Origin of the sequence: Pseudarthrobacter sp. SSS035 (genome assembly GCF_023273875.1) — a bacterium.
Lineage (GTDB): Bacteria > Actinomycetota > Actinomycetes > Actinomycetales > Micrococcaceae > Arthrobacter.
This window is the reverse complement of record NZ_CP096882.1, coordinates 2701834-2715602: the sequence shown is the minus strand read 5'-3', so window position 1 is coordinate 2715602 and position 13769 is coordinate 2701834. Positions and strand designations below refer to the sequence as shown.

Annotated in this window: 15 protein-coding genes; 11 read left to right on the top strand and 4 right to left on the bottom strand. The window is 65.0% G+C overall.

Translation table 11 applies throughout. From position 1 onward, the window contains the following. Together MUN23_RS12540 and MUN23_RS12535 are read right to left on the bottom strand one after the other, a co-directional pair. Positions 1–843 (bottom strand): hypothetical protein, encoded by an 843-nt coding sequence (locus MUN23_RS12540; protein WP_248758627.1) that lies wholly within the window; start codon positions 841–843, stop codon positions 1–3. 90 nt (positions 844–933) lie between these two features. Beyond that, positions 934–1392 carry a hypothetical protein gene (locus MUN23_RS12535; protein ID WP_248758624.1) on the bottom strand — a complete coding sequence of 153 codons (459 nt, stop codon included), beginning with the start codon at positions 1390–1392 and terminating at the stop codon, positions 934–936. 539 nt (positions 1393–1931) lie between these two features. Here MUN23_RS12535 and MUN23_RS12530 point away from each other — a divergent pair. The 4 genes from MUN23_RS12530 (at position 1932) to MUN23_RS12515 (ending at position 5502) form a co-directional block, all read left to right on the top strand. Next, a complete protein-coding gene (locus MUN23_RS12530; RefSeq protein WP_248764075.1) occupies positions 1932–2675 on the top strand; it encodes a GAF and ANTAR domain-containing protein in 744 nt (247 codons plus the stop codon). 134 nt (positions 2676–2809) lie between these two features. Further along, positions 2810–3217, top strand: coding sequence for a response regulator transcription factor (locus MUN23_RS12525; protein ID WP_248758623.1), 408 nt, complete (start codon positions 2810–2812; stop codon positions 3215–3217). A gap of 183 nt (positions 3218–3400) precedes the next feature. Further along, positions 3401–4381 (top strand): phosphodiester glycosidase family protein, encoded by a 981-nt coding sequence (locus MUN23_RS12520; protein ID WP_248758622.1) that lies wholly within the window; start codon positions 3401–3403, stop codon positions 4379–4381. A gap of 8 nt (positions 4382–4389) precedes the next feature. Continuing rightward, a complete protein-coding gene (locus MUN23_RS12515) occupies positions 4390–5502 on the top strand; it encodes a bifunctional glycosyltransferase family 2/GtrA family protein (RefSeq protein WP_248758620.1) in 1113 nt (370 codons plus the stop codon). A gap of 58 nt (positions 5503–5560) precedes the next feature. Here MUN23_RS12515 and MUN23_RS12510 read toward each other — a convergent pair whose 3' ends face one another. After that, positions 5561–6313, bottom strand: a complete 753-nt coding sequence (locus MUN23_RS12510) for a lytic transglycosylase domain-containing protein (protein WP_248758617.1) — start codon at positions 6311–6313, stop codon at positions 5561–5563. 195 nt (positions 6314–6508) lie between these two features. Here MUN23_RS12510 and MUN23_RS12505 point away from each other — a divergent pair, with 195 nt between their 5' ends. From MUN23_RS12505 to MUN23_RS12495, 3 genes are read left to right on the top strand one after another with little or no spacing between them, the layout of a single operon-like run. Next, entirely contained in the window at positions 6509–7237 is a 729-nt protein-coding gene (locus tag MUN23_RS12505) for a DUF4956 domain-containing protein (RefSeq protein WP_248758615.1), read from the top strand. Then, entirely contained in the window at positions 7234–8022 is a 789-nt protein-coding gene (locus tag MUN23_RS12500) for a polyphosphate polymerase domain-containing protein (RefSeq protein WP_248758613.1), read from the top strand. The genes MUN23_RS12505 and MUN23_RS12500 overlap by 4 nt, the downstream gene beginning before the upstream one ends. 34 nt (positions 8023–8056) lie before the next feature. After that, the gene (locus MUN23_RS12495; protein WP_248758610.1) at positions 8057–9661 is read left to right on the top strand and encodes a carbohydrate-binding domain-containing protein; all 1605 of its coding nucleotides are present in this window, start codon (positions 8057–8059) and stop codon (positions 9659–9661) included. 169 nt (positions 9662–9830) lie between these two features. Here the strand turns inward: MUN23_RS12495 and MUN23_RS12490 are convergent, their stop codons facing one another. Beyond that, complete coding sequence (locus tag MUN23_RS12490) at positions 9831–10379, bottom strand: AAA family ATPase (protein WP_248758608.1); 549 nt, start codon at positions 10377–10379, stop codon at positions 9831–9833. 228 nt (positions 10380–10607) lie between these two features. On the opposite strand from MUN23_RS12490, the gene MUN23_RS12485 reads away from it, so the two are divergent. From MUN23_RS12485 to MUN23_RS12470, 4 genes are all read left to right on the top strand, one after another. Further along, positions 10608–11417, top strand: a complete 810-nt coding sequence (locus tag MUN23_RS12485; RefSeq protein WP_248758607.1) for an aminoglycoside 6-adenylyltransferase — start codon at positions 10608–10610, stop codon at positions 11415–11417. Positions 11418–11478: 61 nt separating this feature from the next. Further along, complete coding sequence (locus tag MUN23_RS12480) at positions 11479–12393, top strand: arginase family protein (protein WP_371875900.1); 915 nt, start codon at positions 11479–11481, stop codon at positions 12391–12393. A gap of 184 nt (positions 12394–12577) precedes the next feature. Further along, the gene (locus tag MUN23_RS12475) at positions 12578–12775 is read left to right on the top strand and encodes a hypothetical protein (RefSeq protein WP_058931260.1); all 198 of its coding nucleotides are present in this window, start codon (positions 12578–12580) and stop codon (positions 12773–12775) included. 106 nt (positions 12776–12881) lie between these two features. Then, positions 12882–13727, top strand: coding sequence for an alpha/beta fold hydrolase (locus MUN23_RS12470; RefSeq protein WP_248758604.1), 846 nt, complete (start codon positions 12882–12884; stop codon positions 13725–13727). Positions 13728–13769: the final 42 nt, after the last annotated feature.

Genomic DNA, 13769 nt, shown 5'->3' with positions numbered 1-13769 from the left:
TCAGTTCCCCTCTCCTGCTCCGGAGTAGGAGAACTGCAGGGTGACACCCTTACAGCCGTCCTGGTTCAGCGCCGTGTCCAGCATGGCGATTTTGGGCCACAGTGCCGGAGCGATGCCGAGTGATTGGAGCGAGCTGGAGCCCACAGGAACCGTGAACGGATAGGAGCCGGCGTAGTTGGTCACCACGTAGTCCGACGCCGTGCAGGGAAGCGCTGCTGCCGCTGCCGCCTGCGTCCGGGTGATCCCGGTGATGGCGACGGACAGGCTGGTCAGCGCCAGGCTCTTGTTGTTGGGATTGGCAAAAGAAAGATTCAGCGGCAGCGTGGCACCCGGCGTGAGCTGCGTGCCCAGATTCCCGGAAATGGTGAAGGACTTCTTGGACGAAAGGACGTGCAGTTGGACCACGACGGCGGCGGCCTGGCTTGCGCCGGCCGCCGTGCCGATGGTCAGGTCCGCTTTGCCGTCCGGAGTGGTTGCCGACGTCGCCACCGTGAGCGTGACGGTGGCCGTCTTGCCCGACGCGAGAGTAACCGACGCCGGTGCGAAGGCCGCCGTCGTACTGGCCGGCAGGCCCGAAACAGTGGGGGTGACGCTGCCGCTGAACCCGTTGGTGGAGGTCAGGGACACCGAATAGTTGACCGGGTCGCCCCGGTCAACCGTCCGGCTGGAGGGATTCACCTGGACGGTGACGCCCTTTGTGTTGTTGCCCTGGCTCCCGCCCTGGCTGGCCGCGAAGATAGTGCCCGCCGAAACGAGCATCACCACAAGACCCACCAGCAGCACCTTGGCTACGGTGGTGGTTCTTCGCATGACTGTGCGGAAGTACCCAGAATCATTCTGCACGTTCAGCCCTTCTGGCCTGTTCTGAATTGAGCGGGAGGAGGTGGAATTCGCCGGCGGGGAGGTTCTGCTCCTCCCCGCCGGCGAAGACTATTAGACGCTGCCGACTGTGATCTTGACGACGGCACCCTTACAGGCCTGCTGATCGACCTCTGCCAGGTCGTAGAACGTCAGGGTTCCGCTGCCCACCTGGGTGCCCGTATCGAGCTTCGCGACGGTGGTGTTGCTGGTGTAGGCCGTAACGCTGAACCAATCTGAATCGCAACCGGCTTTGTCGGTGCTCACGCTGGCGGTCAGTTCCCCGACCTTTGTGCTGGTGGTTGTGCTTGGGTTGTCGGCCGTGTACGTCACAACACGTGAGTCACCCGGGGCCAGGCCAGTGGTGAAATTCGCGTGCAGGGCAACGGTGCCGCCGCCTGCCGAGTTAGCTGCTTCGCCGGAGCCGGAACCCAGGGTGGTCCAGTAGGCGTAGGCCGCACCGCCGCTGCCGGCTACCAGTGCCAGTGCACCGGCTGCTGCGAGGACCCGATTCTTCTTGGTCATTTTGCGCATGAGAGAGACTCCTTTGGGCTGGGGGTAAAGACAGATGCTGAGACGCACAGCCATCGGGAACCACTAAGGGACCTTGCTTCCGGCTGATCGATGACGCCCATACTTCCCGGCCCCATTGGTCCCAACAACGCGTAGCAGTACTGGACTTTTGCGGGGCTCCCCGGCCACGACCTCTTGGATGACGGGCAGGGTACTCAGTTTTCGTCGACGAGGCGTGAGGTGTCCGATGTGCAAGGACTCTCGTGCGGGCGCTCGGGAACCCGCCGCACTCCTTGTAGTTTCAAGCCCAGAGGCCTCACTGCCGGATCCCCGGCGGTGCCACCCGCACGGTAAGCAGGTAGTCCTTGAGTCCTCCCTGGCCTGGCCGCCTTGTGGCGCTTCCCAAGGCTCTGGCCTGTATATACTTCTGGATATCGGTTTAGCAGCAGGCCGTTGGACAGTTCGTCGATCCAGCGACCGTCGCCACCCTTTTGCCACTACGGCAGGGTTATGCGGAGGGTTACCGGGTCGTTTGACCTGAGCGAATGGCACTAAGAACCGTGGCCAGCGAGTCAACAGCAAGAACAGCTACATCAATCACCGAGCACCTCCACGAAGAACTCCTCAACAGCTCCGATGTGGAGGAGTTCCTGGATGAGCTTGCCCGGGTGTCGGCCAGCACCCTTTCCGAACCCGGCGACGAAGTGCTGTGCGGCATTACTCTCCTGCGCCAGCGCAAGGCGGCCACCATTGCCAGCAGCGGCGCCGCTGCCCGCGCTGTCAGCCAGATTGAATGCCAGTCCGAGCAAAGCCCGGGGATGGCTGCCTCGCTGGAGCAGGTGACGGTCCATGTTGCTGACGTGAAAGACGAAGCGCGCTGGCCCGAATACTGCGACGCCGTCCTGGACCAAGGCATCCGGTCAGTCCTGGCCATCCCGTTCCGGCTGGAGGGGGAAACCAAAGCCACCCTGCTCCTGTACTCCCACCGGACCTCCCGCTTCGAAGGCCGCGTCCTGAAGGCTGCCGAGGATTTCGTCCGCCAGACCTCCCTGGCCCTGCGGCTTGCGGTGCGTTTCGCGCATTACAGCGAGACGGCGGCGCATCTGCGTGCCACCCTCGAATCACGCACGGTGATCGACATGGCGGTGGGCATCATCATGGCCCAGAACCGGTGCAGCCAGCAGGACGCGTTCGAGCTTCTCAAAGCGGCGTCCAGCACCCGTAATTCCAAGCTGCATATCGTCGCCGCGGCCGTGGTGAATGCGCTGGGCCAGGGGCCGGCCCGGACCCAATACGACGGCTGAACCCGGCCCCGCCGGCGGCGGCCATCGAGGTGTCCGCTGAGATGACGGACGGGCGGTTTGCGGAATATGTCATTGTGGCGTTTTTCGTCCCACCGGCCCCGTACACTGGTGGCAAAGCTGGCTGAGAGGCTTTCATGGAAACAAAACGCATCTGTCTTGTCATCGAGGACAACGACGACATCCGCGGTCTGATCACGGTGGTCCTGACCCGCGCAGGCTTTTCCGTACGTTCGGTTGCCAACGGTGCCGAAGGAATTGCCGCGGCCGCTGAACCATCGGTTGCGCTGATCACCCTGGACCTTGGCCTGCCGGACATGGACGGGCACGTCGTAGCCCGGGCAATCCGTGCCTTAAGCACGGCTCCCATGCTGTTCCTCACGGCCAGGTCCGAGGAGGACGACATCCTGGCCGGAATGGCCTCCGGCGCTGCTGCCTACCTGACCAAGCCATTCCACCCCAAGGAACTGCAGGAGCTCGCACTGCGGCTCTGCCCGGCGGATGCCCCCGCCCGCCAGCAGTCGACACCGCAACGGCAGCAGTAAGCCGCACCTCGCGCCTGCCCGCTCTGCGCGAACTCGCCGGAGAGCTTCCCGTTCGCCGGAGCGTTCCGGCGTGCGGGACGCTGACCGGCGATTTCGGCGCCGTCGGCCAACTGCGCACCCTTTCACAGCCTCAGCACATCCTCAGCAAATCGAAGCGATAGCTTGGCTGCCTACAAATGAGGCATGACTCCTCTCAAGAACAAACCACGCAAGGGCGGCCGGGTCCGGCGCGCCGTCGTCGCCGGGGCCGTGGCCCTCACGCTTTCGGCAGGGGGTGCCACGGCCTGGGCGCTGGACCGTTTTGTGGCCCAGCACGTGGAAATCTCGGACGTCTCCGCGTACCAGGCCAGCCAAACGGGAACCAGCCAGGGCACGACGGCGGACACCACCACTGATTCCGCCGCCAGCGCCGTCACCACGGACACCTCCTACGTGTCGGACAGCTCGAACATCAACATCTCCACGGTGACCACCGGCAGCGGCGACAGCACCGTCACCTACTACGTTGCCGACGTCGTGCTTGATGATGCCACCACCCTTGAGTCCGCGTTCGCCAACGACAGCTTCGGCGAAAACATCACCGAAACCACCTCGGCCATCGCCGAAGCCAACAACGCCGTGTTCGCCATCAACGGCGACTACTACGGCTTCCGCGACACCGGCATCGTGATCCGCAACGGTGTGGTGTTCCGCGACGAAGGCGCCCGACAGGGCCTGGCCTTCTACCGCGACGGCACCGTCAAGGTCTACGACGAAACCACCACCACCGCCGAGCAGCTCCTGGCCGACGGCGTCTGGAACACCCTCTCCTTCGGCCCGTCCCTGCTGGACAACGGCGAAGTCGCCGAAGGCATCGAGGACGTGGAGGTGGACACCAACTTCGGCAACCACTCCATCCAGGGCGAACAGCCGCGCACCGCCGTCGGCATCATCGACGAAAACCACCTGGTGTTCGTGGTGGTGGACGGCCGCAGCCCCGGCTACAGCGCCGGCGTGACCATGACCGGGCTGGCCGAAATCATGCAGAGCCTCGGGGCAACCACCGCGTACAACATCGACGGCGGCGGATCCTCCACCATGTACTTCAACGGCGAGCTCGTGAACAACCCGCTGGGCGAAAACAAGGAACGCGGCACCTCCGACATCCTCTACATCGCGGAATAGGGCCCGCCATGATCATCCTGATCCCGGCCTACGAGCCGGACCAGCAACTGCCTGCCCTGATCCGTTCCATCCGGGACGCCGAACCGTGGGCCACCGTGGTGGTGGTTGATGACGGCAGCGGGCCCGCCTACAAGGACGTGTTCGACGGCGTCAAGGCACTCGGGTGCCACGTCATCGGGTATGCCCGCAACCGGGGAAAGGGCTTCGCGCTGAAGACCGGGTTCGGGTTCATCGCCGACCACCTGCCGGACCGGAACGTCGTGTGTGCTGACAGCGACGGCCAGCACACCATCGTGGACATACTCCGCGTTGCGGCTGCGGTGCAGCCCGGCTCACCCGCCATGGTGCTGGGGACCCGGAACTTCACCGGCAACGTCCCCGCCCGCAGCAAATTCGGCAACAGCGCCACACGGCTGCTGTTCACCCTGGCCACCGGCGAGCGCATCTCCGACACCCAGACAGGCCTCCGCGGCTATCCGGCCGCTATGCTCCCGTGGCTTCGCTCTGTCCGTGGCGAGCGCTACGAGTACGAACTGAACCTGCTGCTGGAAGCGAAACCGGCCGGCTACGCCATAAGCACGGTGGACATCGCCACCGTCTACCTGGACCACAACTCGGGGTCCCACTTCCGGCCCGTGGCGGACTCGGTCCGGATCTACGCGCCGCTGCTGAAGTTCCTGGCGTCCTCCTTCACGGCGTTCCTCGTGGACACGGTGGTTTTCCTGCTCCTGACCCTGGTGACCGACTCGCTGCTGGTGGCCGTGGTGGGCGCCCGGGCCGTGAGCTCCGCAGTGAACTTCCTGGTCAACCGGCGCATGGTGTTCGAGCACGGCCGGGACAGGCCTGCCGCCGCTGCCGGGGTGCGGTACTTCGGCCTGGTGACGGTCCTGCTGGCCGCCAACTACGGCCTCATCTCGGCCCTGGACTCGCTGTCCGTGGCCGCCCTGCCGGCGAAGATCCTGGCCGAAATCGCGCTCCTGGCCGTCAGCTATGTGGTGCAGCAGCGGTTCCTCTTCTCCCGGAACGCTGCAGGGAACACGGCCGGAAGCGCCGCACAAGAGGCTGAGGATCAGGCCCTGGGCCTGAACCGCGGCCACCAGCCCGGGACGCTGCGCCGGTAGTCGAGGTACTGCGCGCGAGAAGGCAGCAGCCGCCCCGTCTTATCCGGTGATGCCCCTCTTATCCGCTTGTGCCCGTCTTTCCTGCGTAGGACGTGGCCTGGCGGCGCACCTGGTCCACGTAGGAATCGGACTGGTTGTAGGAGTAGATGGCCCGAGTCCATCCGTTTGCGGTGGTGAGGTCGCGGCCGTGGGCGCATAAGTAGCCGGCGGCGCTGAGGGCGGCGTCGTCGATGTTGAAGGGATCGGCAATTCCGTCACCGTTCCCGTCCCGTCCCGCAAGCTCCCAGGTAGTGGGAATGAACTGCATGGGCCCGACGGCGCGGTCCCAGCGAGCGTCTCCGTCCAGGACGCCGGCGTCCGTATCAGCGATGGCGGCAAAGCCGTTGCCGTCCAGGCTCGGGCCCATGATTGGCCCGCTCGCCTGCCCTGCGGGAGTCAGGCTTCCGCCGCCGTAAGCTCCGTGGGCGGATTCGATGAAGCCGACCGCCGCCACCGTATTCCAGCCGATCCCACACCCCGGAGCGGAATGATTGACCGCGCTGGCCGCACCCACGTAGGCCCGAAGCGCGCGGGCGGGTATACCGGTTTGTGCGGCAGCCAGGTTGAGCCACTCAGCGTCCGCGTTCCGGGTGATATTCACGGCAGTGGTAAGGCCGGTGGAGGACGTTTCGAATTTCGCCTCTGACCGGGGCGGCGGAAGAAGGGCTCCCCGGGCATCCGCGCCGGACTGTCCGCGTGCCCAGAATGCCAACGCGGTGACGACGCAAATCGCGAACACGCAGAAAACCGCAAGGCGTTTGAGTCGGAGCACGGGTCTGATCCTATCGAGTCGAAGTCCGCCGGGAGGAACGGCCGCGGCATGGCGCCCCGGAAAACAGCGCCTCGGGAAACCGCAGATGAACTCAGGGAAAACACTCATATTCGGACCTAGGTTCCGTCACAGCACCCGCACAGTATCGCCCGGGATCGTAGAGAACAGCCCACCAACAGATTCCGGAGAATCCCGATGACTTCCCTCATTTTCATCGCCGCAGACCTCGCGGCCATTAGCATCCTCACGTTCGTCCTCTACCTCCGCCGCCACCGCCGCCGCGACCTGGTGGTCTCGTACCTGGGCATGAACGTGGGCGTCCTGGCCGTGGCCACCGCACTGTCCGGCTCCGCTGCCGGGATTGGCCTGGGACTTGGCCTCTTCGGCGTCCTGTCCATCATCCGGCTCCGCTCCACCGAGCTGGCGCAGCACGAGGTGGCCTACTACTTCTCGGCCCTGGCGCTGGGACTCATCGCGGGCCTTGGCTTCGAACCCGTCTGGCTCACCGCCTCGCTGATGGGCCTGATCCTGCTGGTGATGTTCGTCGGCGACCACCCCCGTGTCCTGCCCGCCCACCGGCACCAGACGGTCATCCTGGACCAGGCGCTGGCGGAGGACGGCGAACTGTACGCACGGCTCGAGGAAGTCCTGCACGGCAAGGTCCACTCCGCCACCGTCCAGGAACTGGACCTGGTCAACGACAAAACCATCGTGGACGTCCGCTACGCCTACACCCCCGCGGCCGCCCCGGCAGCCGTGGCGTACCTTCCGGCCATGACGACGGCGGCACCCCGGCACGCAGTACCGGCACCTCCGGTGCCGTTCCCCGCAGAGGAACCGGTGCCGACGTCGTCCGCTCCCGCCCGTGCGGCAGAAACCGAGCGTGCAGCAGAACCCGTCCACGCTTCGGCAGGTGCGGCATGAGCGCCCCCGCAGGCGCCGGCGTCGTCAGCAGCCTCAGCGGGCTACCGGCCGTGGGGCTGGACGAACTGAACGCCGAAGCCGCGCTGCAGACCCGGGTGGACCGCAAGTACGTGGTCCCCGAGGACCTGGCCCAGGAGCTCCTGGCCACGCTCGATGCCGAGGTCCGGGTCCTGGAGATGGACGGCTCCCGCTGCTTCGCCTACGACTCCGTGTACTTCGACACCGCACAGCTGGACAGCTACCTCCTGGCCGCCCACGGCCGGCGGCGCCGGTACAAGGTCCGCACCAGGACCTATGTGGACAGCGCCATCAGCTTCCTCGAGGTCAAGACCGAAGGCGCCCGCGAAGCCACCGTCAAGGAACGCATCCCGTACGACCTCACTGACCGCTCCCGGCTGACTGCAGAGGGCCTGGACTACGTCCACGAAACCCTCTGCGCCGCGGTGGGCGGAGCGCCCGCCGGACCCCTCGGGCCGGTCCTCGAAACCCGCTACCACCGCACCACGCTCTATCTCCCGGAATCCGGCAGTCGGGCCACCATCGATACCGACGTCACCTGGCAACGGCCCGGCGAGCAGGCCTGGGTCCTGGACGGTGCCGTGATCCTGGAAACCAAGTCCGGCTCGGCGTCCGGCCCGCTGGACCGGCACCTCTGGGCCTACGGGATCCGGCCTTCCCGGATCTCCAAGTTCGCCACCGGCATGGCCGCGCTCTGTCCGGACCTGCCAGCCAACCGCTGGAACCGGACGCTCCGCAGCACCATGAACCTCCGCCCGGCCGCCTGACCCACCTCCCCCACTGACTTCGAAGGAACACACCATGAACCGTTTCCGCACCGCCCTGTCCGTCACCGCCCTCGCCCTCGCCGTCGGCCTGGCCGGCTGCTCCGCCGCCGGCACCGCCACGGGGACCTCCATCACCGGGACCACCTCCAGCTCGACCGGCAGTTCCAACTCATCCACCACGTCCGGGACCGCCCAAGCCGCGGTGTCCCTGGACACGCTCGCCGCCGACACCCACTACGACGCCGACGACCTCACCAGGGACGCGGCTTCCGAAGTAGCCGTGACCCTGGCGGACGGTGGCAGCAAAGTAGCCTCCGGCTCGTCATCGGACGCTGTAACGGTCGACGGCGACACCGTCACCATCAGCGCGCCCGGCACCTACCGCCTGACCGGGTCGCTGTCCGACGGGCAGGTGGTGGTGGCCGCCGGCGAGGAGGACGTGGTCCGCATCATCCTGGACGGCGCCGAGATCACCAGCTCCACCGGCTCGCCGTTTGTGGTCCAAAGCGCCAACGAAGCCATCGTGTTCCTGGAGGACGGCACATCCAACTCCCTGAGCGACGCGTCCGCGTATGCGGACACCGCCGAGGACGCCCCGAACGCGGCGCTGTACTCCCAGGCGGATCTCACGATCGCCGGCACCGGATCGCTGAGCGTGGACGGTAACTTCAACGACGGCATCTCCTCCAAGGACGGCCTGGTGCTGGCCGCCGGCACCGTCACCGTGAACGCCACGGACGACGGGATCGTGGGGAAGGATTACGCGGTCCTGCTCGACGGCGCGTACCAGGTCACCGCCGGCGACGACGGCTTCAAGTCGGACAACGAGGAGGACGAAGGCCGCGGCTGGGTCCTTATCAACGGCGGCACCCTGAACGTCAGCGCCAGCGACGACGGCATCAAGGCCTTCAACACGCTCACCATCGCCGCCGGCGTCACCACCGTGGAGGAGTCTGAGGAAGGCCTGGAGGCCCAGCACATCGTCATGTCCGGCGGCACGGCCAACGTCACCGCGAACGACGACGGCGTGAACGCCTCGGGCGGGGCCTCCACCTCCACTTCCGGTGGCGGGATGGGCGGGGGCGGCGAGATGGCCGTGGGCGACTACACCGTGGACGTCACCGGCGGCTCGCTGACCATCAATGCTCAGGGCGACGGCCTGGACTCCAACGGCAACGCCAGCATCTCCGGCGGCACCGTCGTCGTCAACGGCCCCACCAACTCCGGCAACGGGGCCCTGGACGTCAACGGCGAGCTGACCGTCACCGGCGGCACTGTTGCGGCGGCCGGCAGCGTGGGAATGGTGGTCACGCCGGGCACCTCCTCGACGCAGTCCGGCGTGCAGGTGACGCTCGGGTCATCGGTTCCGGCCGGCACCGTGGTGCAGATCGCTGACTCCAGCGGCACTGTGGTGGGTGCTTTCGTGACCACCAAGACGACGGCGTCGCTCGTGTTCTCCTCGGCAGCGATCACCGAGGGTGAGGAGTACACCGTCTACACCGGCGGCACGGCCACGGTCAGCGCCGGCGTAGGCGAGGGTGCCCTGGACGGCGCCGATCAGGTGGGCACCGTGACGGCCGGCGAGTACACCGCAGCCCAGGGCCCGGGCGGCGGGGGCGGCTTCGGCGCCCGCCCCTAATCCCACCCCCTGCCCCCTGCCCCCTGCCGACGCTCTCTCACTCTTCTCAAGAAAGTGAGCGAGCGTTGCAAAAACGCCGCCATTTATCGCTGCGATTCACATACATAGATAGCAGACACGGATCATGAGACAGGACAGGCCGTAGATGCGATCAGTCGTCAGAGGCGTCTCACGAACGGTCGTTTATGTCCTGTCCGAAAAAGTGCCGCAGGACATGGGCCGCTGCATCGCGAGGCTCGGCTGTTGACGTGTCAATCGTGGCCTCGTCAAGATTAGTTTGCTCCATTTTCAAGCTGAGGTCTCTGTAGCGGTCGAGGTGCCAGCTAAGAGCCGGCTCTTGTTCTGGTGTGTAACGACTATGAAGTCGTGACTGCATCACGGATTCGTCAGCAATGAGGCGTACCGGTCGAACGCGCATGTCTAGGGCGGCTTCGTACCGTTCAAGGTCTTGTGAAGTTGCAAGTACGCCGCTAACAACGAGTTGTCGGGGGCCTGATCTTCTGTAGTTCTGCCACACCAGTGCCATGTTGGCGGCCTCGGTGATGGTGTTGTTTGGGTCATGTTCCCCTGGCGGCCAGGATCGATGGAACCAATCCACATCCATCAAGCTGAAAGGCATGGATGCTTCAGCTAGAAGGTCACCAACATGCCCCAATGTGGATGTCTTGCCCACGCCATAGGAGCCATTCAGGAAAATGGCGAAATCGGTCTGGTTCAAAGCAAAGCTCTCCTCAAAGGCTGAGTTGATTACGAACGCTTGCCCATTAACACAACCTTAGTGACTGAGGGACGCCGCCGCGCCATGCCAGAAGACCTGCGGAACTGCGCCGGTGACCTCTTTCCGGAGTCCCCCGCACTGAATGTCAGAAAACGGTGCACACCGATGACGGGGCTGATTCCATGATCTAGCGCGGCTGGGCGCCGTCCTTTGTGGAACGCTGGATGCGTGGACTACGACAACGCAATCGATACTCTGACCGCATGGGCCAAGAACAACGAGAACGTGCGGGCGATGGTGATGACTGGTTCAGCCGCAGCGTATGAGACGCACCCCCTGTCGGATCGCGATATCGAGATCTACGCTACGGACCCGACACCGCTCCTTGCAGATGATTCCTGGTGGGATCACCTCGGGGACGTGCTCGTTGTCGAACGCCTGGCTACTCCCGGCTGGCACCCGGCTCGTCTGGTGTACTACATCGGAGGCAAGCTGGACCTGACCGTTATCAGCGCTGACGCGCTGCAAACGATCCGCCGTGAGCGGCCCTTCACCGTCCTCGTGGACAAGGAGGGTATTACCGGTTCACTGCACCTGGAGGCGGCGGGGACTTCGTTGCCCGACGAAGCGGCATTCCAGGAGCAACTGAATTGGGGGTACGCGGCTGCACTGATGTGCGCAAAGGCAATCGTCCGGGACGAGCCATGGTCAGGCAAGATTCGGGACAGAGACCTGAAAGCATCCCTGCTGACTTTCATCGAGTGGGATCATCACGTGCGTCACGGGCTTGACCACGATGTGCGCTTCCTGGGCTCCCGCATGCGGCAATGGATGGACGCCGACACTCAGCAAGCGCTTGAACAGTGCTGGGGGCATTTCGACGCAGCGGACTCTGCCAAGGCCCTGCGCGCTTCGATCGCCTTGTTCGCCAAGCTCGGCAGGCGCATCTCAGACAGCGTTGGCTTCCGGCCCTTCAACCACGACCGTGTCCACCGCGAAGTCGAAGCCGTCCTCGAAATGCATCCGTATGCCCGCTAAGACGATCGCCTAGTGAGACGCCGATGTCGGGGGCGGGAGGTCGCTCTGGCAGGCTAGGAACGTGATTGCAATCCTGTCTGCACCAAGTAACCTCGGCCTGCGGCCTCCAAGACGCGGCAGTGTGCCCGGCACAGCCAAAGCACCCGAGGCCCTAAGAGAAGCCGGTCTATTCAAGCGGCTCGCACAAGTGGGGGCGATTGACGCTGGCGTAGTCCTTCCAGGTCGGTACGTCGATGACGACACCACTCGTTCGGCTGGCCATGTTCGCAACGAGGCTGCGATGGCCGAGCACGCCCATCGACTTGCCGATCGTCTGGCGCGTGTTATCGAAGCGGGAAACACTCCGTTGGTGGTCGGCGGAGATTGCAGCGTCCTACTCGGAATCGGCCTCGCTCTCTCGCGGCGCGGCCGGACTGGCCTGGTTCATGTAGACGGCCACACTGACTTTCGGCACCCTGGCAACAGCGAGGAGTGCGCTAGCGTCGCCGGTGAAGACCTTGCCGCTGCCGTTGGCCTGCACTGGCCAGCAATCGCGAATATGGACGGATTCGGGCCGTACTTCCCCCCTGCTCGTACCGTCCACATAGGGCACCGAGACGATGATGCAGAGGCTTCCGAAGCGCGTCGGAAACTGGGCCTCGTCGTCTCCGCTCAAGAAGCCCTTGCTCAGACCCCGGACGCCATCGCCGCTGCAGCTCTTGCAGTTGCGGGCGCTGGCTACTGGCTGCAGATCGACGTCGACGTACTCGATCCCAGCGTGATGCCAGCCGTAGACAGTCCCGACCCAGGAGGATTCGCCGCGAATGAACTGACGGAACTTCTGGCTCAGCTCGCCCCATGGGCCATCGGGGCGTCAGTGACCGTGTTCGACCCTGACCTCGACCCCGACGGACGGTACTCCCGCGTAGTTACCGACGTCATTGCGGACGGTCTCGCGCGATTAGGTGCGGCTGCCTTACCTCCCCACCCCCAGTAAGGGATCCCCTACCGGCCAACCGGGCGTGTCATTTACCGCTGAAGAAACGCCGCCATTTAGCGCTGCGATTCACAAAAGTGAGAGAGCGTCCGGGGGTGGGTAGGGGGCGGCGTTTTTGGGTCCTGTGAGCTTTCCGGTTATCGGCGCATACTTGAACGCACAGGCCACGCCATGGGAGGACACCATGAAGTTTCTCGGAGCACTGATTGTCATCTGGCTGATCATCGGAGGAATCGCCGCCTGGCAGCGCGGCTATTTCGGCGGGGCTCCAGGGTCCTGCGCCGCGGCGGGAACGGTGGCCGTGACCATCGTCGCCGGGCCCTTAAACTACCTGGGCGTCAACCCGCAGATCAACTGCGAGCTGCCCCAACCCACCCAGTAGCCACATCCTTGGTGCCCCGGCGGGCGGTCCCTAGAGTAGGGAATGCCGGGTGCTGGCTTTTGCTTGCGCCCGAAACTGATCCCGAAGCTTCGAAAGGACCGCCGAGATGGCATTCGTCACCGTTGGAACCGAGAACAGCACCGATACCGAGCTCTACTACGAAGACCACGGGAGCGGCCAGCCCGTTGTCCTGATCCACGGCTACCCGCTGGACGGATCCTCCTGGGAAAAGCAGACCACCGCCCTTCTGGAGGCCGGCTACCGCGTGATCACCTACGACCGCCGCGGCTTCGGCAAGTCCAGCAAGACCACCCGCGGCTACGACTACGACACGTTCGCCGCCGACCTCAAAACCCTCCTGGAATCGCTGGACGTCAACAACGCCGTGCTGGTGGGCTTCTCCATGGGTACCGGCGAGGTTGCCCGTTACCTGAGCACGTATGGCTCCGCCCGGGTGGCCCGCGCAGTGTTCCTCGGATCGCTGGAACCGTTCGTCCTGAAAACCGAGGACAACCCGGAAGGCGTACCGCAGGACGTTTTTGACGGGCTCACCGAAGCCGTCACCGCGGACCGGTACGCGTTCTTCACGGAATTCTTCAGGAACTTCTACAACTCGGACACCTTCCTGGGCACGCCACGCCTCAGCCAGGAAGTCCTGGACGCCAGCTGGAAAATCGCCGCAGGAGCCGGCGCCACCGCATCAGTCGCCGCGCAGCCCACCTGGCTGACCGACTTCCGCGGCGACATCCCCCGGATCGATGTCCCCGCGCTGATTGTCCACGGCACCGAGGACAACATCCTCCCCATCGACGTCACCGGCCGCCGGTTCGCCAAGGCCCTGCCGTCGGCGGAGTATGTGGAGATCGACGGCGCCCCGCACGGGCTACTGTGGACGCACGCCGCGGAAGTCAACGAAGCCCTGCTCGCCTTCCTGAAGAAGCAGACCGGGTAACAAAAAAGAGTGGAAGGGCCAGGCGTTTCGCCTGGCCCTTCC